Origin of the sequence: Enterococcus pingfangensis (genome assembly GCF_005405205.1) — a bacterium.
GTDB lineage: Bacteria > Bacillota > Bacilli > Lactobacillales > Enterococcaceae > Enterococcus_A > Enterococcus_A pingfangensis.
The window spans coordinates 166,762-186,912 of sequence record NZ_BJDP01000004.1 but is presented as its reverse complement, the minus strand read 5'-3'; the positions used below and the strand labels follow the sequence as shown (position 1 = coordinate 186,912).

Annotated in this window: 13 protein-coding genes and 1 other annotated feature; of the genes, 3 read left to right on the top strand and 10 right to left on the bottom strand. The window is 41.4% G+C overall.

Annotated elements, in window-relative coordinates; translation table 11 throughout:
- Positions 1 to 12: 12 nt before the first annotated feature.
- The 4 genes from FFM63_RS02885 to FFM63_RS02870 form a co-directional block, all read right to left on the bottom strand.
- On the bottom strand, positions 13 to 3,192 hold the full coding sequence (locus FFM63_RS02885) for a DEAD/DEAH box helicase (RefSeq protein ID WP_137608841.1): 3,180 nt from the start codon (positions 3,190 to 3,192) through the stop codon (positions 13 to 15).
- Positions 3,193 to 6,315, bottom strand: a complete 3,123-nt coding sequence (locus FFM63_RS02880) for an AAA family ATPase (RefSeq protein ID WP_137608840.1) — start codon at positions 6,313 to 6,315, stop codon at positions 3,193 to 3,195. It lies immediately after the preceding gene.
- On the bottom strand, positions 6,315 to 7,448 hold the full coding sequence (locus tag FFM63_RS02875; RefSeq protein ID WP_137608839.1) for an exonuclease SbcCD subunit D: 1,134 nt from the start codon (positions 7,446 to 7,448) through the stop codon (positions 6,315 to 6,317). The genes FFM63_RS02880 and FFM63_RS02875 overlap by 1 nt, the downstream gene beginning before the upstream one ends.
- 224 nt (positions 7,449 to 7,672) lie before the next feature.
- The gene (locus FFM63_RS02870; RefSeq protein ID WP_137608838.1) at positions 7,673 to 8,302 is read right to left on the bottom strand and encodes a lysophospholipid acyltransferase family protein; all 630 of its coding nucleotides are present in this window, start codon (positions 8,300 to 8,302) and stop codon (positions 7,673 to 7,675) included.
- A gap of 75 nt (positions 8,303 to 8,377) precedes the next feature.
- On the opposite strand from FFM63_RS02870, the gene FFM63_RS02865 reads away from it, so the two are divergent.
- Both FFM63_RS02865 and FFM63_RS02860 read left to right on the top strand, forming a co-directional pair.
- Positions 8,378 to 9,112 (top strand): tRNA1(Val) (adenine(37)-N6)-methyltransferase, encoded by a 735-nt coding sequence (locus FFM63_RS02865; protein WP_137608837.1) that lies wholly within the window; start codon positions 8,378 to 8,380, stop codon positions 9,110 to 9,112.
- Positions 9,102 to 9,383 (top strand): GIY-YIG nuclease family protein, encoded by a 282-nt coding sequence (locus tag FFM63_RS02860; RefSeq protein WP_137608836.1) that lies wholly within the window; start codon positions 9,102 to 9,104, stop codon positions 9,381 to 9,383. Before FFM63_RS02865 ends, FFM63_RS02860 begins: the two co-directional genes overlap by 11 nt.
- Before the next feature lie 193 nt (positions 9,384 to 9,576).
- Here the strand turns inward: FFM63_RS02860 and FFM63_RS02855 are convergent, their stop codons facing one another.
- The 4 genes from FFM63_RS02855 to hisS form a co-directional block, all read right to left on the bottom strand.
- Complete coding sequence (locus FFM63_RS02855) at positions 9,577 to 11,451, bottom strand: acyltransferase family protein (RefSeq protein ID WP_137608835.1); 1,875 nt, start codon at positions 11,449 to 11,451, stop codon at positions 9,577 to 9,579.
- Between the two features lie 171 nt (positions 11,452 to 11,622).
- Entirely contained in the window at positions 11,623 to 12,501 is an 879-nt protein-coding gene (locus tag FFM63_RS02850) for a YitT family protein (RefSeq protein ID WP_167483489.1), read from the bottom strand.
- Between the two features lie 104 nt (positions 12,502 to 12,605).
- Positions 12,606 to 14,378, bottom strand: coding sequence for an aspartate--tRNA ligase (gene aspS / locus FFM63_RS02845; RefSeq protein ID WP_137608833.1), 1,773 nt, complete (start codon positions 14,376 to 14,378; stop codon positions 12,606 to 12,608).
- Positions 14,379 to 14,498: 120 nt separating this feature from the next.
- Positions 14,499 to 15,797, bottom strand: a complete 1,299-nt coding sequence (gene hisS, locus FFM63_RS02840; RefSeq protein ID WP_137608832.1) for a histidine--tRNA ligase — start codon at positions 15,795 to 15,797, stop codon at positions 14,499 to 14,501.
- 243 nt (positions 15,798 to 16,040) lie between these two features.
- Positions 16,041 to 16,248, bottom strand: a binding site (T-box leader).
- 176 nt (positions 16,249 to 16,424) lie between these two features.
- Between hisS and FFM63_RS02835 the strand changes: the two genes are divergently transcribed.
- Complete coding sequence (locus tag FFM63_RS02835) at positions 16,425 to 17,360, top strand: aldo/keto reductase (protein ID WP_137608831.1); 936 nt, start codon at positions 16,425 to 16,427, stop codon at positions 17,358 to 17,360.
- Between the two features lie 99 nt (positions 17,361 to 17,459).
- On the opposite strand, the gene FFM63_RS02830 is transcribed toward FFM63_RS02835, so the two are convergent.
- Complete coding sequence (locus FFM63_RS02830; protein WP_137608830.1) at positions 17,460 to 18,431, bottom strand: D-2-hydroxyacid dehydrogenase; 972 nt, start codon at positions 18,429 to 18,431, stop codon at positions 17,460 to 17,462.
- Between the two features lie 232 nt (positions 18,432 to 18,663).
- Positions 18,664 to 20,103, bottom strand: a complete 1,440-nt coding sequence (gene proS / locus FFM63_RS02825) for a proline--tRNA ligase (protein ID WP_137608829.1) — start codon at positions 20,101 to 20,103, stop codon at positions 18,664 to 18,666.
- Between the last annotated feature and the right edge of the window lie 48 nt (positions 20,104 to 20,151).

Below are 20,151 nucleotides of genomic sequence, written 5' to 3'. Positions count from 1 at the left end.
CTGCAAACTTTTTTATTCCCCGATACTCAAGATCATCCGAATATCTTCTTCGGTTAGTTTATTGGTTTGTTCTTCATTGCCTTGGATCACTTTTTGGAATAATTCGCGTTTTTCTTGCTGCAATTGATTCATTCGTTCTTCAATCGTTCCTTCAGCAATCATTCGCCATACTTCTACAACTTTTTTCTGCCCAATCCGATGTGCCCGACCGGCTGCTTGTTCTTCCACCGCTGGATTCCACCATAAATCATAAAGAATAACAGTGTCAGCTCCAGTTAAGTTTAAACCGGTACCGCCGGCTTTTAACGAAATCAAGAAGACATCTTTTTCGCCTGCGTTGAAAGCATCAACCATTTTTAAGCGTTCAGAGACTTTTGTACTGCCGCGCAAATAGAAACTCGAAATTCCGCCTTCCGCAAATTCTTCTTCCATAATAGAGAGCATGCTAGTAAATTGGGAGAATAGCAATACACGTCGCCCATTTTCTTTTGCCGCTTGGACTAAATCTTTGACTTGCTCTAATTTTCCAGAGCCGCCTTCATACCCTTCAATGAACAGCCGTGGATCATCACAAATTTGACGCAGCCGCGTAAGACCAGCTAGAATACTTACCCGTTGTTTGCGGAAAGTTGCAGAATCCATTTGATCGACTTCTTGGCGCATCCGTTTAAGATAGGCTAAGTATACGGTCTTTTGTTCTTCTGTTAAGCTGCTCAACACATTCGATTCGATCCGTTCTGGCAACTCTTGCAAGACGGTATTTTTGTCCCGCCGTAAAACAAATGGTTGGATCATCTTGGCGATTTCTGGAACTGCCATTTGACGAAAGCGTCCGATTGGTGGGAAAAAGCCTGGCATAACTGTTTGGAACAGTGACCATAATTCTTCTAAGTTATTTTCAATCGGTGTCCCGCTCAAAGCGATTCGATGCGGAATCGATAAATTGCGCAATGCACTGGATGTTTTTGTGGAAGCATTTTTCACCATTTGCGCTTCATCCAAGATCATATACTGATACTCCGCATTTTCATGCAGTGAAATATCTTGGCGCAAACTAGCATAAGAAGTAATGACAATCTCTTCCGCATCCGCAAGTTGTTGTTCTCGTTCACTCCGATTTCCCGAGATGACGATTGAATGCAAGCTTGGTGCAAATTTTTTGATCTCTGCTTGCCAGTTATAAACAAGACTCGCTGGCGTCACGATCAAAGCCTTAATCGGTCGCTGTGCTTTTTCAGCTAATAAGAAAGTAATGACTTGGATTGTTTTACCTAAACCCATTTCATCGGCTAAAATCCCGCCAAAACCATAATCACTTAACATCTTCAACCAACGAAAACCCGCTTCTTGGTACGGACGCAATGTGGCTTGCAGATCCGTTGGTAAAGCGACTTGATAATCTTCTGGATGGGTCAGATCTTGCACCATCGTAGTGAAGCTTTCGCTGAATTGTGCTTGCGGATTATCTTTCAAGCGCTGTTCTAGTGCGATTCCTTGGCTCTTTGGTAAACGGATCAATCCATCTTTTGCACTGATTTTTTCTCGCAATTGACCAATCATTTCACTTGTTTGTTGGAAAGCTTCTGAATCAAAGGATAAAACTTCGCCGTTGTCCAATGTATAAAATCGGTCTTTTCGCAATAAACTGTTCAAGACTTGATCGATCTCATTATCATTGATGCCCGTAACATCGAATTTGATGTCCAGCCATGAACCAGATTGATCCACTTCAATAGTTGGTTGAACTTCTTCGCCATCTAAGAATAATTGACGCAGCTTTTTACCCATACGGACTTCGGCATATCTTCTAAATTCTTCCACTTCGACTTTGAAAAAATAATAGAGATTATCTTTGACCGGTAATTTTTTTTCAAAGCCGGTATCGATTTTTTGATACCGATACGTATCGAACAGATCAAGGATCTCTTTTTCTTTTTTCCGATCGCGTAAAATTTCAACATTGTTTGGCAGCTTAGGCTGATGCGTCTCATTGGTAGAAAAATAAGCATTCCCATAATGAAATTCTGCTTCAGTTTTGATCATACCTTTGATTTTGCGGAAAATCACCACTGCCCGCAGCGGCTCTTCCTTCATGATTTCTGCAACATCGTCTGTGACTTTTACTCGACCGATCTTTCTTAAGTAAGGAAAAACTTCTGTGAATAATTGTGAAAGCTGGCGCTGTTCATAAGCGATCACAGGTTCTTTCAAGCGCTTCATCAGCTGTTTCAATGTAATATACGTATCTTGTTGTTCGCGAGTCATCAAATAATAGGAATTTCCCACGAATCCTAAGAAATAATTGCTGTAGTAATTAGTGAAACCGTCTTTGATCGTCAGCGCAAAATCATTTTCTCCTCGTTTTTCCAGCGCAAAAGAAACAGGTAGTTCTTGGCCTTCATGAACCTCGGAATAAGTCTTTTCACCTAATTTGACGCTCAATTGACCCGTTTTTTCCATGCCTTCTAACAATTCTTGGATTCGATGGACAGGCAATAGAAGATAGCGTTTGTCCAACTTGCCTTTGACTTGCAGCCCAGCTTTTCCTAATAATTGATACGTCTCACTGACTCCTACTAAATCTTCGATCAGATCACGACACTTCGGATCAAACGCGCCCGCCTCAATTTGAAAACGGTATTGTTTATTAACGCTGTAAGCCGAATCTGTTTGATAAGCATGCAGGAAATCGTATAAATTTTTCACGATATAACTGCGTTTGCTTAAATTGCTGCCGATCCTTAACGAGACTGCTAAGACATCCAACTCGGGGTGATAAGGATTTGTTGGGATCGCCTCAACGACAAACTCAACAAATAACGATTGCAGCGGCTCGGATTCTTTTTCTAAACGTGAGAAACCTTGGTTCAATAAATCAGCAAAAGAAACACTACTCTCCATTTTTTTCGGTAAGACTGTCTCTGGTTTGATCACTCGCGACAAGCCTTTTTCACGCAAGTACAATTCAACCGCGACAGTATGTTTGCAGTAACTATGTTCTTCCCAATAAGGACACGCACAAATATCATTTTCTTTTCCGCTGCCGTCTAAATCAACCAGATAAAGTTCACTGCCTAATACTTCACCGTGCCAAACACGCCGCGCTAGATCTGCCTCAACAGATAAGACCCGTCCTTCTTTTAAATATGTTCTGCCGCGTTCGATCACTTTTTCTGGAATACTCCATCTCATTTACGTTTCACTCCATCCTTCTAGCTGATAACGAATACTGCTGCGACCCGTCCCGCTAGTCTCCACAATAATTTGTTGCGGAATACGTTCTTTCAATTCTCTTACGTGGCTGATAATACCGATCATGCGTCCGGCATTTTCGATTCCTTCCAATGCTTCCATCGCCATCTCCAGCGCTTCTTCATCTAATGAGCCAAATCCTTCATCGATAAACAATGTCTCGATTGCAATCCCGCCAGCTTGATTTTGGATAACTTCTGCCAGACCTAATGCCAACGATAGCGCCGCGATAAAACTTTCACCGCCGGACAATGTATGACTGCTGCGGCTTGCACCGGCATTGTCGTCATAAACATTTATTTCTAATCCAGTATTGCCTTTGGAACGTCCGGCTTCGTGCTCCAATTCAAAACGGTAGCGTCCTTTTGTCAGCTGATTCAATTGTTGATTAGCGCTTTGTAATACTTCTGCTAAGTACCACTGCAAGACGTAACGCTCCAAACTGATCTTTTGCGGATTGTCGCCGTTCATCGTTTGATACAGCTGGATCATCTGACTCAGTTCAGCAAGCTGTTCTTGACTTTTTTCTTGCAGCGCTGTGATTGCTCCAACCAGTTCACGTTGCTGCTGCAGCTGGTTTTCTTTTGCATAATACTGTTGCTGCAATTGAGTGACTTCCGCTTCGCACTCTGCCAATTGCTGCTGCAACGGTTCTGTTTCTGGTTCCAACTGGTTTTCAATCATTGCCAGCAATCGTTTATGCCGATCTGTTAAAATCAAAAGCTGCTGATCAAACTCGGCAATTTCTTTTTCTAACAATAAAAGATCTGCTGCCGGTGCTTGTAATTGTTCGAATGCCAAGTCGGATTCCGACAATTTTTCATCCAGCGATGTTTGATATTTTTGTAAATTTTCAGCCGTTTCTTGCTGCTGTTTTGTTAAAACTCGTTTTTGTTCTTGCAGCCGAATTTGCTGCTGCTCAAGCTCTTTGGTCAATATTTGGTGTGCGGACAACCGCTCTTGATATTTTTCTAACGCTAGAGTCAATTCGGCGATTCGTTTTTCTAATTGCGACAATTGCCAATCAGCCGTCTGTTCTTTGATACTGGTCAAACGACCGACGACTAGTTGCAGTTCATCTTTTAGCCTTGCCGCACGAGTCTCAATTTCTTTTTTCTCTGCTTGCTCTTTGGCAAGTTCTGCCGTCAATAATTCCAATGACTGTCTCGCCTCAGCGATCTCTGCTAACGCTTCAGCCGTTTCTTTTTGACAAGCAGCAAGGAAATCGGTTAACTCTGCTAATTCCGCTGCGACTTCTTGCTGATAATCCGCTTGAATGTCTGCTTGAAGTTGCGTGAGCTGTTGTTTGAAGGTTGCTTGTGCACGGGCTCGCTCGCTTTGCGCTTCATCAAAAGTTTTTATTGCTACTTCATAACGAGCTTCAGTTTGTTCCCGGAGCAATTCCAATTGTTTGATTCGAGCTTCTTGTGTTTCAAGGGTACCCTGCAATTGACTTATATCCTCAAGTGCCAACACACTGTGAGGCGCCGGCTCAGGATGTTCTTTTGAACCGCAAACTGGACAAGGTTCGCCGGGAAGCAGATCCATACTTAAGCGGGCAATCTCGGCAGCTGCCCAACGGCTTTTCAATTTCTTATAATCAGCCGTTTCACTGGTTAGTTGATTGCTGATCTGACTGGTTTGTTCAACTAGCTGAGCCAATTTGATTTGCTGATCTTCTTCTGCTTCTTGCTGATCAAAGATCTGTCTGTCCAACATTTGTAATTGTGCCGCTTGTTGCTGCAGCTGCAATTCTTTATACCGACGATCTTGCCAACTTTGTTCCGTATTCAGTCTGCGCGTCAATAATTGCTGTTGCTTTTCAGCTGTTTGCAGACGCTCGCTGATTTTGGCTGACTGTGTTTGATAATGCGTTTGTTGTTCTATCAGCTCTGTTTGTTGTTGTTCCAGTTCTGCTTTTCTTTTTACTAGCGGCAAAAAAGATTCTAAACTTTGCAGTTCTTTTTCCTGTGCCTGTTGATCTGAACGTTGCAGTTCAAATTCTTTTTCCTGTTTTTGACAGTCCACAACTCGTTGTTCCAGTTCTGCTAACTGACGCTGATTTTCAGCCGCTTCTTGGTCTTTTTGAGTTTGAAACATTGCTAGTTCTTGTACGCGCTCATAAAGCGGCCGTAAATTTTCAGTGGCTTTTCCCTGAGCCAGCTGTTTTTTCTTTTCTGCTTGTTCCGGCAAACTTTCTTTTAATTGCTGCAGTTGCTGCTGCGTTGCTTGCACTTGTAAAAACCGTTCGGCAAGCTCTTGCGCTTGTTGCAACTGCTGCTGCAATTCTTTTTGCACAGCTTGTTTTTTCAAAAGTTCAGCCTGACTTGTTTGCAAAGTTTGTTTTTCTGACATCAAATATGACCGGGCAAGTTTTAACGATTCTTCGTAAGTTGCCCCTTTTTCAGCGGCTACTTGTTGAAATAACTGGTCGATTCGCGTCGTCAAGTCACCGACAGATTTTTCCAATTCAATCTTTTGAAACTTCAAACGCTCAGTAAAGTTACGATAAAAATTAGTTCCGAATAAACTGCGCAAGACGGTCTCTTTTTCTGTGCTGTTGGCATTTAAAAATGTCCGAAACTCTCCTTGCGGCAGCATCACGATCTGACGAAATTGATCTTTTTGCAAATGCAGAATTTGGTAGATCACTTCGTTTACTGCGTCTACTTTCGTATATGCTTCAGCCTCTTGACCCGTATCATCAAAAATACTCAATTGGACTTTTTGATTTTTGGTCGTCTCGCCTTTTCCATTTTTCTTCGCTAAGGTCTGCTTCGGCCAGCGTTCGATCGAATAATTTCTGCCTTGATGTTCAAAAAGAAATTGAATCCTAGTTTCTTCCGTTGGTTCAGCGAAAGAAGAGCGAATTTCATTTGAGGAACGGACCCCGCCGGATGCGTCTCCGTATAAAGCAAATGTGATTGCATCAAAGATCGTCGTTTTTCCTGCCCCGGTCTTTCCGCTGATCAGAAACAATGGCGCTTCTGACATTTCTTCAAAATCAACTTCTTCATGCAGAAACGGTCCAAAGTTTTCCATGATAATTTTTTTAGGAAGCATCAGCTGACACCTCCTTGTTGCAAACTCGTATGTAATCCCATTTCGATCCATTTCTTCTGTTGTGTGGTTAATTCCGTTTGAGCGACTTCGGTAAAGAAATCTTCCGTCAAGGAAATCGGTGATTTTTCTTTGATATTCTCGTCTTTCAAGCGGGTGGACACAGCCGTCTCAAAACCATTCGCCCGTTCAACTTGAATGATCCGCGGATAAACTTGACGCAGCTGATTCATCAAATTAGGAATAACTGCACGATCCTCCAATAAAAACGACAAATAATCTTCCCGATTCACTGCCTTATAAAAATCAGGATCTAATAATTTTGAAAAACTAGCCTGCAGCTCTTTTATTTCATGAAGCGGTGTCAACTCACGAAAAGAAAACTCATTCGTCTGCGTATCCACGATCCAGACACCTTTTTGCTGATCCTTTTCTGATAATGAATACTTTAACGGCGAGCCGCTATAGCGCGCATTTTCCAGTTTCAACGCATCTTTCCCATGAAGATGACCCAGTGCCACATAATCAAACTCCGCTAACAACTTCCCGTTGATTCCGTCCAATCCGCCTACTTCGATCTTTGTTTCAGAATCAGTCTTACTGCTGCCCGCTACAAAAAAATGGCTGATCAGAAAATGCTTTTTATTTGGATCAAAACTTGCTTCCATTTTTTCGATCACTCTTGGCATTGTCTCTTGGATCGTACGCAAGTCGGAATCTTCAAAATAAATACGTGCGTCGACGGGTTCAAAATACGGCAATAAATAAAATTGGGTATTCTCTATTTCTATTGGAGTAAAAGCATCTTGCAAGCGAGTCTGAAGATGAAACTGTGCTTGGTTAAACCACGGTGCTCCGGTCGCCAAGCGAGTCGCACTGTCGTGATTGCCTGAAATCACTAATAAAGGGAAACCTTCCGTGAGGTTCCACTTAGCAATCGTTTGATTTAACAAGCGAACGCTGTCTTCTGACGGCACAGAACGATCGTACAAATCACCAGCGATCATTATCGCATCGACGGCTTCTGATTTTGCAATTTCTAATATTTGGTCAAGAATGTATGCTTGATCTGGCAATAAATCATAGCCATGAAGTTTTTTTCCGATATGCCAGTCAGCAGTATGTAAAACTTTCATCGATCCACCCTTTTCCTAATTAAGTCCTTCCCAAAATTATAACATGATTTGGGCTTTTTTTCTGCCTTGCAACTAGTTGTTGCGGTAAAAAACACGGTCTTTAATCATTTTTTCATTGAGGGTTGAACGTGGATTGTTCCCGTAGTCATTTCTGTTCTTAGACTGTAACGGTAGGTTTAACTGCCATAACAGAAAAAATCCGACGCAAAGAAAAAAACACTGAATCAATCAGTGTCTTTTTCTTTAGCGATGTATTTGTAATTAGGATCAATCTCATGGTCTAATTGATCAAAAGCCGTTTGGACCCGTTTTTCAACTTCTGCTAAACCATCTTTGTCCATTTTTTTGATATCTGAAATATCGATGGGATCACCGAAACGGATGACCACGGGGGTCCGTTTAAACAACTCCGAAAATTTAGTCGGCCCTTGATAAACTGAAGGCACGATCGGTTTTTTCGATAAACGTGAAATCAACGTCATCCCGCCCTTTAGTTCTGATGAGTGGCGTGTCCCGCTTGGAAACATGATCAAACTTTTATCCGATTCTTTCAATATTTTGACCGGACGTTTTACTACACTTGGTCCTGGTTTGTCACGATCCACTGGAAAAGCGTTCAGATGGACTAAGATAAAACGCAGTATCGGATTTTTAAACAACTCAGCTTTAGCTAAAAAACTAAACTGTTTAGGCGCCGCCCCTAATGCAATATAAAAAGGGTCCCACCACGTTCGATGCGGAGCAACGAGAATATAATTTCCTTCCGGCAGTTTTTCTTGATTTTGATAATGAGCATTGCCATTGATGACCGCTAAAAGAACGCGGACGATGGCGCGGATAAATTTAAAAAACATTTTTTCTTCCTTTCAGTTACCTAACTAAACGTAGTATAATACAACGGTATGATTTTTTTAAGGGGGCAAAAGAAATTGTTAAGAAAAGGTGAACGAATCGATCAACTTTACGCCGAGGATATTCAGATCATCCAAAGCTCAGAAGTCTTCTCTTTTTCCATCGATGCGGTTTTATTAGCAAATTTCCCGCGAGTTCCAAAACGCGGAAAAATCATCGATCTTTGTGCCGGTAATGGCGCAGTCGGTCTTTTTTTAAGTCGTAAGACCTCCGCTGCAATCGAACAAATCGAATTACAGCCGCGGCTAGCAGACATGGGCAAACGCAGTATTCAACTGAATCATTTAGAAGACCAGCTCACGATGCATGAACTAGATTTAAAAAATTCTTTTGAAGTTGTCCGAGCCGATTCGGCAGATCTAGTGGTCTGCAACCCGCCTTATTTTAAGGAATTGCCAACGAGCCAAAAAAATCCCAACCCTCATCTGGCAATCGCGCGCCACGAGATTCACGCGACATTAGAAGATGTTGTCAGTGTTGCAGCTAAACTATTAAAAATGAACGGCCGTTTTGCGCTGGTTCATCGTCCAGATCGTTTTTTAGAGATTATCGATTGTTTGCGCGCACATCGGATTGCGCCAAAACGAATCCAGTTTGTTTATCCTAAACCAGGAAAAGAAGCCAATGTCTTATTGATCGAAGGGATCAAAGACGGCAAAAATGAAGGGCTGCGTTTTCTTCCTCCATTATATACTTATGATGAATCCGGCAACTACTCTGCCGCTTTACAGGAGATGCTTTATGGCAACTGAACATTTCTTTTATGTTTTATTATGCAAAGATCACAGTTTTTACGGTGGTTATACAACTGATATGACTAGACGGCTAGCACAACACAATGCCGGCACAGGCGCAAAATACACCCATCCGCAAAGTCGGCGCCCGCTTCAAATGATCCATGCGGAACGCTTTGCTACTCGCAGTGAAGCCTTAAAAGCCGAAGCCGCTTTTAAAAAATTATCCCGGAAACAAAAAGAAAACTACTTACAATCCAACCAAAGTAAAAATCTTTTTTCTATCTGAAAGATCTTTTTTAAATACAGCTGTCCGTTTCATTTCAAAAAAATGACACAAAGCTCTCAAGCAGCTTTTTCTATTGACTGGTTTGTTTTTCAATCGTGATGTTTCGTTTGATTTACTCAAATAAATAATTAAAAACTGCTGATTCCTTGTTCAATGCAAGAAATCAGCAGTTTTAATTTAATCTGGAGCGCTTTTATTGTCCTTTAAGTATTTCAGTTGCAATCAAATGACAGTATTGAACAGAACCAACCTCGTTAGGATGGACTTGATCATCGTAAAACCAATCACTATGTTCGTTACTGAATCCGTACCAGTCGATGAGATGGACATTTTTATATTGCTCCGCTGCGGCCGCTAATATAGTGTTGACATCATTTTGCCAGCGGCGCGTCGGCACATGTGTATTGATAACAAAAACTTGATGCTTGCTCCCTAATACATTCATAATCTGTGCGAAATCATCTTGGCTGAATGGACCATTCGTTCCGAGACTCAATAAGATCGTATCATTCAGTTCGCCTTTATCTTTCAATGCTTGCAGCAATGCCGGACCGTCTTGCAATTGTCGCCCGACTTCTCCATCAACTATCATTTTTGGAAAGATTTCTGTCAGTCCTTTAGAGCCTGCTAACAAAACGGAATCGCCAAAAGCCGTAACTTTTAGTTTTTTCGCTTTAGTCACTTCACGGTTGCTAAGCTCGTACTTTTCCCCCAAGCTAAGCGGTTTTTGGGAACTTGCAGTCGTCTGATCCGACTGATCCGTTTCAGCCGAATCACTAGTTGAAGTTTCTGTTTTTTCCGCAGCCTTTTTATTTTGTTCGATCTGCTGCTGCAACGCTTGCTGCTCCGCATCTACTTTGTTCGTCGGTGCAATAATGATCCCAATCAACGCGATCAATGTGATCAAACTAGAAAAGATAAAACCGATCTTTCTGCGACTCTTGACCGGCGCCCAAAAAGTTGTCTTCAAAGTAGTAAAAGTTTGGCGATAATCGAACGTCCGCAATGGTTTCTCTACATAACGATAAGAAAGCTCAGTGACAAACAGGATCAAAATAATTTCCATGATGGTATGAAGTATCGTGTGATCGGCTACATTTATTTTGGCTTCGTAAAAAATCATCACTGGAAATTGGTACAAATAAATGCCATAGCTCCGTTTTCCAAGCCATGTAAAAACCGGATTCGTCAGCCAGCGATTCAAACTTGCGCCAGGATGAGCTGTGATTGCGACCAACAAGACACTTAACAAACTTACTAAAAAGATCCCGCCATAATATACAAAGGATAGATCGTTGCGTAAAAATATTAAGGCTAAAATCAATAAGATCAAGGAACCCAATCCGATACCATTTAATACTTGCTTCGCTTGTACGGGGATCTGTGCTTTCAAGCGAGTACTTGGCCAAATAAAGGCTAAGGCTCCCCCTAATAAAATAGAAAACAAGCGAGTATCGGTCCCGTAATAAACCCGTGTCGGATCTTGTCCTGGGACATATAAAACAGCCATCAAAATAGCAGACAACAAAGCAGCAACTAAGATTCCCAGAAATATTTTTCCTTTATTTTTTACCAGCTTGATTAGTAAAACAAAAACGATCGGCCAGATCAAATAATTCTGTGTCTCGACTGCCAGCGACCAAATATGTGTGAACGGTGATTCACTTGAAAAACGGTCAAAATACGACATCCCGTGATTGATCTGCCACCAGTTATTGACATAGAGCAGACTGCTGACAACATTGCCTCTTAAATTATTCAAAAGATTTCGCTGAAACAAAGTGATATAAGCCGCCGATCCGATCAACATCGTAACCAATGCCGGATACAATCGTTTCATTCGTCGATAATAAAATTGTTTAATATCGATACGCTTCGTCTGATTCCATTCCTGCAGCAGTAAATCGGTGATCAAATAACCCGAGACTACAAAAAAAATCGGAACTCCTAAGTACCCGCCACGCATTTGCGTAGGCATTAAATGATATAAAATGACGCCGATTACAGCTAACGAACGAATGCCGTCAAACCCCGTAATATAACGGCTATGCTTTAGTCTTTTTCCCATATTTCTCTTTTCCAACTTTACTATAGAATATCAAACTAACTATACGTATAAATTTAATAAACTGCAACAATTTATTAATAAAAAAAGGATTTCCTAAAAACTTCAGTTTCTGTCGATCGAGCCATTCAGCTTTTTCCTTAAAGAAAAAAAGCTGGGAGTATTTTCCCAACTTTAATCCATTGATTCTTCATAAAAACGACCCATGATCCGCACATTCTCTGAAATACTGACAAACGCATCCGGATCATTTTCTCGCATGATCGATTCTAGTAAAGGCAATTCAAAGCGAGTCACAACAGTAAACAGAACAGTTTGCTTATCGTGTTTATACGCACCTTCTGCTTCATTGATGATGGTGATCCCACGGCGCATCTGATCTTGGATACCATTGATCACACGTTCCGGACATTTCGTCACGATCATGACTTGCATCTTCCGTTGTTTTGTATAGAGCGCATCTGTCAATTTCCCGCTCATGAAGATCGCCAGAGCAGAATAAAACATGTATTGCCAACTGAATAAAATCCCTGCCATCAGCATGATTAGCACATTAAAAATAATCGAGATCGAGCCGACGGATTTTCCTGTGCGTTTACGGATCGTGATACTCAAAATATCGAGTCCACCAGAAGACAAACCATTTTTTAGCGCGAACCCGATGCCGACACCCATGATTGCTCCGCCAAAAATCGCGCAGATGATCGGATCGCTCGTCAACGTCGTCTCTGGAATAATATGAATGAAAAATGATGTTAAAAAAACAGTGATGAAAGTGAAGATCGTAAACTTATGACCGATCTTGAACCAAGCTAAGAAAAAAAGCGGCACATTGATCAAAAAGAGCGTCACGGATACGGGAACGGTAAAACCGATGACTCGATGAGACAAAGTCGTCAAAATCTGGGCAAAACCAGTCGCTCCGCTGGAATAGATGTGACCTGGCTGGTAAAAAAAGTTCACGGCAATCGCCGCTAAAAATGCATAAACAACTGCGACAGATAATCGGGTAGCATAATCATGGTGCGGCCAGCCCTCTATCTTCTTTTTCATCATGTTATTCTCGCCTCATTTCAAAATTTCACTCACATTATACGTATTCCTCTGAAAAAAAGAAAGCACCTGTCGCAAAGGAAGGCGCTTATCTTAGTGTTTTCTTATTCTTCTACTTTTGTAACGTCGATGCTCAATTCGTAAAGTTGCAATGGAGAAACTGTACTTGGTGCATCTGACATTGGATCAGCGGCTTTTCCGTTTTTAGGAAAGGCGATTACTTCACGAATGTTGTCTTCACCTGCCAGCAACATTGCAAAACGATCTAAACCAAGAGCGATTCCGCCGATTGGAGGGAATCCATAATCCAATGCTTCTAATAAGAAGCCGAATTGTTCATTAGCACTTTCACGAGTGAAACCTAGTGTTTCAAAGACTTGTTCTTGTAATTCACGTGTATTGATACGTAGTGAACCGCCACCCAATTCATAACCGTTCAAGACGATATCGTAAGCTTGTGCATAAACTTTTTCTGGATGGTCCTTCAAGTTAGGAATATCTTTTTCCATCGGCATCGTAAATGGATGATGCGCAGAAACATAACGGCCTAATTCTTGATCAAATTCAAATTGCGGCCAATCTACGACCCACAAATAATCAAAGCGATCTTCGTCAATCAAACCAAGCTCTTTTCCGACTTTTGAACGAACGGCGCCTAATGCGGTTACGGCTGTTAAGAATTGATCCGCCGCGAACATCAATACATCGCCTGCTTCAGCATTTGTTGCTTGTTTCAATTCTTCACTGACACCGCCCATGAATTTCGCGATTGGTCCAGTTAATTCGCCATTTTCATCAACTTTGATCCAAGCCAATCCTTTCGCACCAAATTGTCCAACAAATTGGCCTAAACGATCCAATTCTTTACGTGAATATTTGTCTGCTGCGCCTTTTGCGTTCAACGCCTTCACGACACCACCATTATCAGATGCCATACGGAAGACTTTAAATTCAGTTGCTGCAGCAATTTCTGTTACATCGATCAGTTCCATCTCGAAACGAGTATCAGGTTTATCTGAACCGTAACGTTCCATTGCTTCATCCCAAGTGATCCGTGGAAATGGTAATGTGACTTCTACGCCGCGAACATCTTTCATGACTTGCGCGATCAGTGCTTCTGTATATTCTTGGATTTCTTCAGCTGTTAAAAAGCTTGTTTCAATATCGATTTGGGTAAATTCTGGTTGACGGTCCCCGCGCAGATCTTCATCACGGAAACAACGAACGATTTGATAATAGCGGTCAAAACCAGCTGTCATCAATAACTGTTTCAAAATTTGCGGTGATTGCGGCAATGCGTAAAAATGACCGGCATGGACACGTGATGGCACTAAATAATCACGGGCACCTTCTGGCGTAGATTTTGCCAAGTAAGGTGTTTCAATATCTAAGAAATCATTGCCGTCTAAGAAACGACGAACAGATTGTGTTAAACGATGACGCATCATTAGATTTTGTGTCATTTTTGGACGACGCAAATCCATATAACGGTACTTCAAACGAACTTCATCGCTGATATTTTGTTCATCTTCAATTGAAAACGGCGGTGTTTTGGCGCTGTTCAAAATTGTGATAGCTTCTCCCTTAACTTCAAAATCACCCGTTGCCATTTTTTTATTCACAGAACCTGCATCACGACGGATGACCGTTCCTGTAATTTCAACAACAAATTCACTGCGGCATTGGTCTGCGATTTCCCATGCTTCTTTTGATTCAGCTGGGTTGAAGACTACTTGCACCACACCTTCGCGGTCACGCAGATCGATAAAAATCAAACCGCCTAAGTCACGACGCTTTTGCACCCATCCTTTTAATGTTACTTTTTGATCTAAATATTTATCGGACACACGTCCGCAGTAGACTGTACGTCTAGCCATTTTTTCCACTCCTTCATTTTTTATGAATATTCCTATTTTTTTCAAGAAAAAACAGAAGAACTTTTATCCCGTGTATTACTTGTTTGAATGAAACAAAATCATTTGGACCGTATTCGATCATTAGTCGAATTTTGGCGTCGTCATTTGGTCATAGATTGCTGCAAAATCTTCGTATACTTCTGCCAAAGAGAAAGTTTTCTCTTCACGAGTCGCTGAATCTTTGACATTGATCACGCCTTTGGCCAATTCATCTTCACCTAACGTTAAGACTAATTTCGCGTTTTCTTTATCGGCAGTTTTAAATTGGGCTTTGGCTTTACGTCCCATGAAATCGCGATCGGCAGAAAAACCGAAGCCGCGAATCGTTTGAACGACTTTCAATGTTTCCAAATTTGTGCTCTCACCCAGACCAACGACATACGCATCCAAGCTGTCAGCATTTGGGATCATTACATCTTCTTGTTCTAATGTTAAAAGAATCCGTTCGATCCCCATCGCAAATCCAATACCTGGTGTTTCTGGTCCGCCAAGCTCTTCAACTAAGCCATCATAGCGCCCGCCACCGCAAATAGTCGTTTGTGCGCCCATTCCTGGCGCATCGCTCATAATTTCAAAGATCGTATGATTGTAGTAATCTAACCCGCGAACCATGCGGTGATCAATTTCATATGGAATAGCTAAATATTCTAATGTTTTGGTGACACCTTCAAAATATGTTTTCGCATAGTCGCTTAAATAATCCAAAATACTTGGTGCATCCGCGACGATTGGTTGATCCTTGCGATCTTTACTGTCTAACACACGTAACGGATTTTCATGTAACCGACGGCGCGAATCTTCGCTCAACGCTTCTTCATGCGCTTCAAGATATGTGATCAAGGCCTTGCGATAATTTGTTCGCGTTTCTTGATCTCCTAAAGAATTGATCACTAACCGCAATTGGCTAATTCCTAATTGTTTGAAGAAATCCATCGCCATTGCCATTACTTCTACATCTAGACTAGGATTTTCGCTGCCGAAAGCTTCAACACCGATTTGATGGAATTGACGCAGACGACCTTTTTGCGGACGTTCATAACGAAACATCGGGCCAGTGTAATAAACTTTGTAAGGTTTTCTAAACTCAGGACCATATAATTTATTTTCTACATATGCTCGAACGATCGGGGCCGTTCCTTCAGGACGAAGGGTCACATGGCGTTCTCCTTTATCATAAAAATCATACATTTCTTTTGATACGATATCCGTCGTATCACCGACACTGCGAGCTATCACTTCGTAATGTTCAAAAATCGGCGTGCGGATCTCTTGATATTGGTAGTCATTAAATACTAAACGTGCCGTCTCTTCGACAAACTGCCACTTTTCACTTTCTCCTGGTAAAATATCATTGGTCCCTTTTGGTCGCTGATAACTCATGGTTGATCTCCTTTTTCATTTTTATGTAGTTGATTCATCATAAAATCTATTTTACTAAATCGATCTCGCTTGATACAAAAAGTACGATTGACAGCCGGCTCCTCGTTGAAGCGCTCATTCTCCTAAAAATAGAAAATGAGTATCCCTTCATCCGCCATTCATTTCGCTAAACAGTATGAGCGCTTAGCCCATTTTGAACTAAACAGTCTAAACAAAACTGAAAAAAAGCCCTTGTTCGAATTGAACAAGGGCGAAAATTATCGCGGTACCACCTATTTTTAAAAAGAGTCTCGCTCTTTTTCTTTAGCAATTAACGCTTGCGTAACGGAGCGGCTTTGCACGCGCTCATCTCCAGACTGTCTTTCAATTACTCTTTACGAAATTGCTTTCAGCCGAGGCAATTTTTTCTGTACGTTTTTTCGTAATTTACTAGTTCCTTCATAGATATTTCATTGATGTTTTTACCTCTTACTAAGCTACTAAAAAAAGGTCTGAAAGTCAAGTGATTTTCTTGCCACAAATAAAAAAGAAGTAAGAATATTCGCTTTTTTTGACACTTTATTTTAGACTAAAATAGAATAGCTGAATCTTTAATCAAGCGAATAAATACAAGGGAGCGAATAATAAATGACAGATGTTCAAATTGGAAAATCACAAGTTTATGCAAGTTCTTTGGGTTTAGGAACAAATGCTGTAGGCGGACACAATCTCTATCCAGACCTATCTGAAGCTATGGGTAAAGACGTGATTCGAGCTGCCCTCAACAATGGGATCACCTTATTAGATACGGCTTTTTCTTATGGTCACGGCCGCTCAGAAGAATTGATCGGTGAAGTTTTGCAAGAGGAAGCATTTGATCGTTCCCGAGTAATTATAGCGACCAAAGCGGCACACGACTTGCAACAAGGCGGAAAATTCAATAACTCGCCCGAATTTCTTAAAAATGCTGTTGAAGCCGCTTTACAAAGACTTCAAACAGATTATCTCGATATTTTCTATATCCATTTTCCAGATGAAGCGACTCCTAAAAACGAAGCGGTCGCCGCGCTACACAAATTAAAAGAAGCTGGTAAAATCCGTGCGATCGGTGTTTCAAACTTTTCAGTGGCACAATTAAAAGAAGCCAATCAAGACGGTTATGTCGACATTGTAGAAGATCGTTTCAGCCTGATTCACCGCGAACACGAAAAAGATCTGTTTCCTTATTTGAAAGCAAATAAGATCAGCTTCGTTCCATACTACCCACTAGACTCTGGCCTCTTGACTGGAAAATACAGTGAAGAAGCTCAATTTGCTGCAAGTGATCTGCGCAGCAAAAATCCAGATTTCAAAGGACCACGCTTCAAAGAAATCATTACTGAAGTGGATCAATTGCAACCAATCGCAAAAGACTATGATGCTACCGTTACGCAATTAGTTTTAGCCTGGTATTTAAAACACCCGCAAATCGATGTAGTGATCCCTGGCGCAAAACGCCCTGATCAAGTAGAAGCAAATGCCAAAGCCGTTGATATCCAATTAACTGCTGCAGACTTCGATAAGATCGATCAACTATTTAAATAGAAGAAAGCTGTGATCCTTTCCCTTAAAGCCAAATTTTTGAGGGACAAGCGGTCACAGCTTTTTTTATAAAAACGATACAGCGTATTTTAACAAATACTGCTATAATTTCTGATTCACAACGTTTTTTTCTTCGCCGGCTAAAAAGGCACGCAGATTGTCTGCGGCAATTTCCATCAGCCGTTGCCGGGTTTCTACAGGCGCCCATGCGATATGCGGTGTAATAAAACAATTTTTAGCGTGCAGTAACGGATTTTCTTTACTCATGGGTTCTTTTGAAACTACATCTACTCCCGCCGCATAAATTTTTTCGTTGTTCAAAGCTTCTGCTACAGCGGCTTCATCTAACAAACCGCCCCGAGCGGTATTCAATAAGATCACACCAGTTTTCATCTGCTGGATCGCCGTCTGATCGATCATTTTCGTTGTTTCAGCTGTTTGTGGAACGTGCAAACTGATGATGTCGGCTTGCTGATACAATTCGTTTAACGTGACTTGCTTTGCCCAGACTGCTTGCGCTTGTTTGGGCCGATGATTCCAGTAGATGACATTTAAATTGAATGCATGAGCAATCGTAGCCGTTGCTTGGGCGATTTCACCGTACCCGATCAAGCCAATCGTTTTTCCTTGCAGCTCCATCAAAGGTGTTTTCCAGTACGTAAAGTCCTGACTGTTTTGCCATGCGCCTTGATGAACAGACGCACTGTGCAATCCTACTTGGTTAGCAATTTCTAACAACAATGCAAACGTAAATTGCGCCACAGCAGTGGTACCATACGCCGGAATATTCGTGACCGAGATTCCTCGCTTACTAGCAGCAGTGAGATCCACCACGTTATAGCCAGTTGCTAACACCCCGATATATTTCACTTGTGGCACCGCTTGCAATACCGCTTCATCGATCGGCGTTTTATTCGTCAAGATCACTTCCGCTTGACCGATTCGTTCAATAATTTCTTGTTTGTTCGTGTAAGACGTACGATCATAGATTTTTATTTTTCCAAATTTTTCAAAAGCCTTCCAAGTTAAATCTCCCGGATTTAACGCATAGCCATCTAGTACAACGATTTTCATTGAAATCCCCCTCACATCCTATAACTATTCTACCCATCTTTCTCAAAAAAAAACAAGCCTGAGATGACCAACCAAATTTGATTGATGCTCTCAGACTCTAAGAATATAACCGCACAGATCAACCTGGGAAATCAAATTCCCGACCTTCCTGCTTACTGGTGGCTGATTGATTAAACAGTAATTGCAAAAAAAATTTTAATAAACTGGCGATACTGTGGCGGACTTCCTCAAATTAATACGCGCGTGCTATCCAAACGGTATGTTTCGCAGGTTTTCCATTAACGATGTCGACTGTTTTTTCAACAGGTGGGTTAAATGGAATATTTCTAGTCGTGAAGCCCGTTTCTTCTTTGATTTTGGCTTCAGTTTCTTCCGTGCCATCCCAACCGATCAAGACAAATCCTGGTGTTTCTCCTGATTCTTTGGCTTGTTCGATATGAGCTTTCAATTCATCTAACGTATCGATATCAGTATGTTCATTTTCACCGTAGCGTTTTTGCGCGCTTTCGAATAAACGTGTTTGCATGATATCCAATTGTTCGGTGATATACTCTTCAATGCCTTCTAACGAGACAGATTCTTTGTCTTCTAGATCACGCATTTTGATAACGGCTTGATTGTTTTTCAAATCACGCGGGCCGAATTCAATTCGTAATGGCGCCCCTTTTAATTCCCATTCGTTAAATTTGAAGCCTGGTGTGTTGTCCGTTTCATCGATCCGAACGCGCAAACCTTTTTCAACTAATGATGCTTTCAATTCATGTAAACGATCCAAAATAGCTGGTTGTTTTTGCCAAGGGCCAACCGGGATCAAGATTACTTGTGTTGGCGCAACTTTTGGTGGTAAAACCAATCCTTGTTCGTCGCCGTGAACCATGATCAATGAGCCAATCAAACGAGTTGAGATTCCCCAAGACGTTGTATATGCATATTCATGTTCATTGTTGCGATTCAAGAATTTGATATCAAACGCTTCTGCAAAGTTTTGACCAAGGTAATGAGACGTTCCTGCTTGGACGGCTTTTCCGTCACGCATCATTGCCTCGACAGAATACGTATCTACCGCACCTGCAAACCGTTCAGACGGTGTTTTTTGTCCGCGGTAAACAGGGATCGCCAACGTATTTTCAATTAAATTAGCATACGCTTCTAAAGCACTCATCGTCCGTACGCGAGCAGCTTCTTCAGAATCATGAGCTGTATGGCCTTCTTGCCATAAGAATTCTGAAGTCCGTAAAAATGGCATCGTTTTTTTCTCCCAACGGAAAACATTCGCCCATTGGTTGATTTCATAAGGAAGATCACGGTAAGAATTGATCCAGTTAGAAAAAGCATCGCCGATCAATGTTTCGGATGTTGGCCGTAATGCATAAGGTTCTTCTAATTCTTCATCACCAACTTTAGTTAGCCAAGGTAATTCTGGCGCAAAACCTTCTACGTGTTCTTCTTCTTTTTCTAGGAAATGTTTAGGGATCAGCATTGGGAAGTAGACATTACGGATGTCTTGTGTTCGTAACCATTTGTTGAAATCTTCTTGGATATGTTCCCAAAGTTCATAACCATCAGCTTTAAAAATGATACAACCGCGAACAGGTGAATAATCCATCAAGTCAGCTTTTTGAATTGTTTGTAAATACCATTTTGAAAAATCTTCTTTTTGTAAGTTTGTCATTCATGCATCCTCCTAAAAATAAAAATAAAAAAACCGTTCCATCCCTAC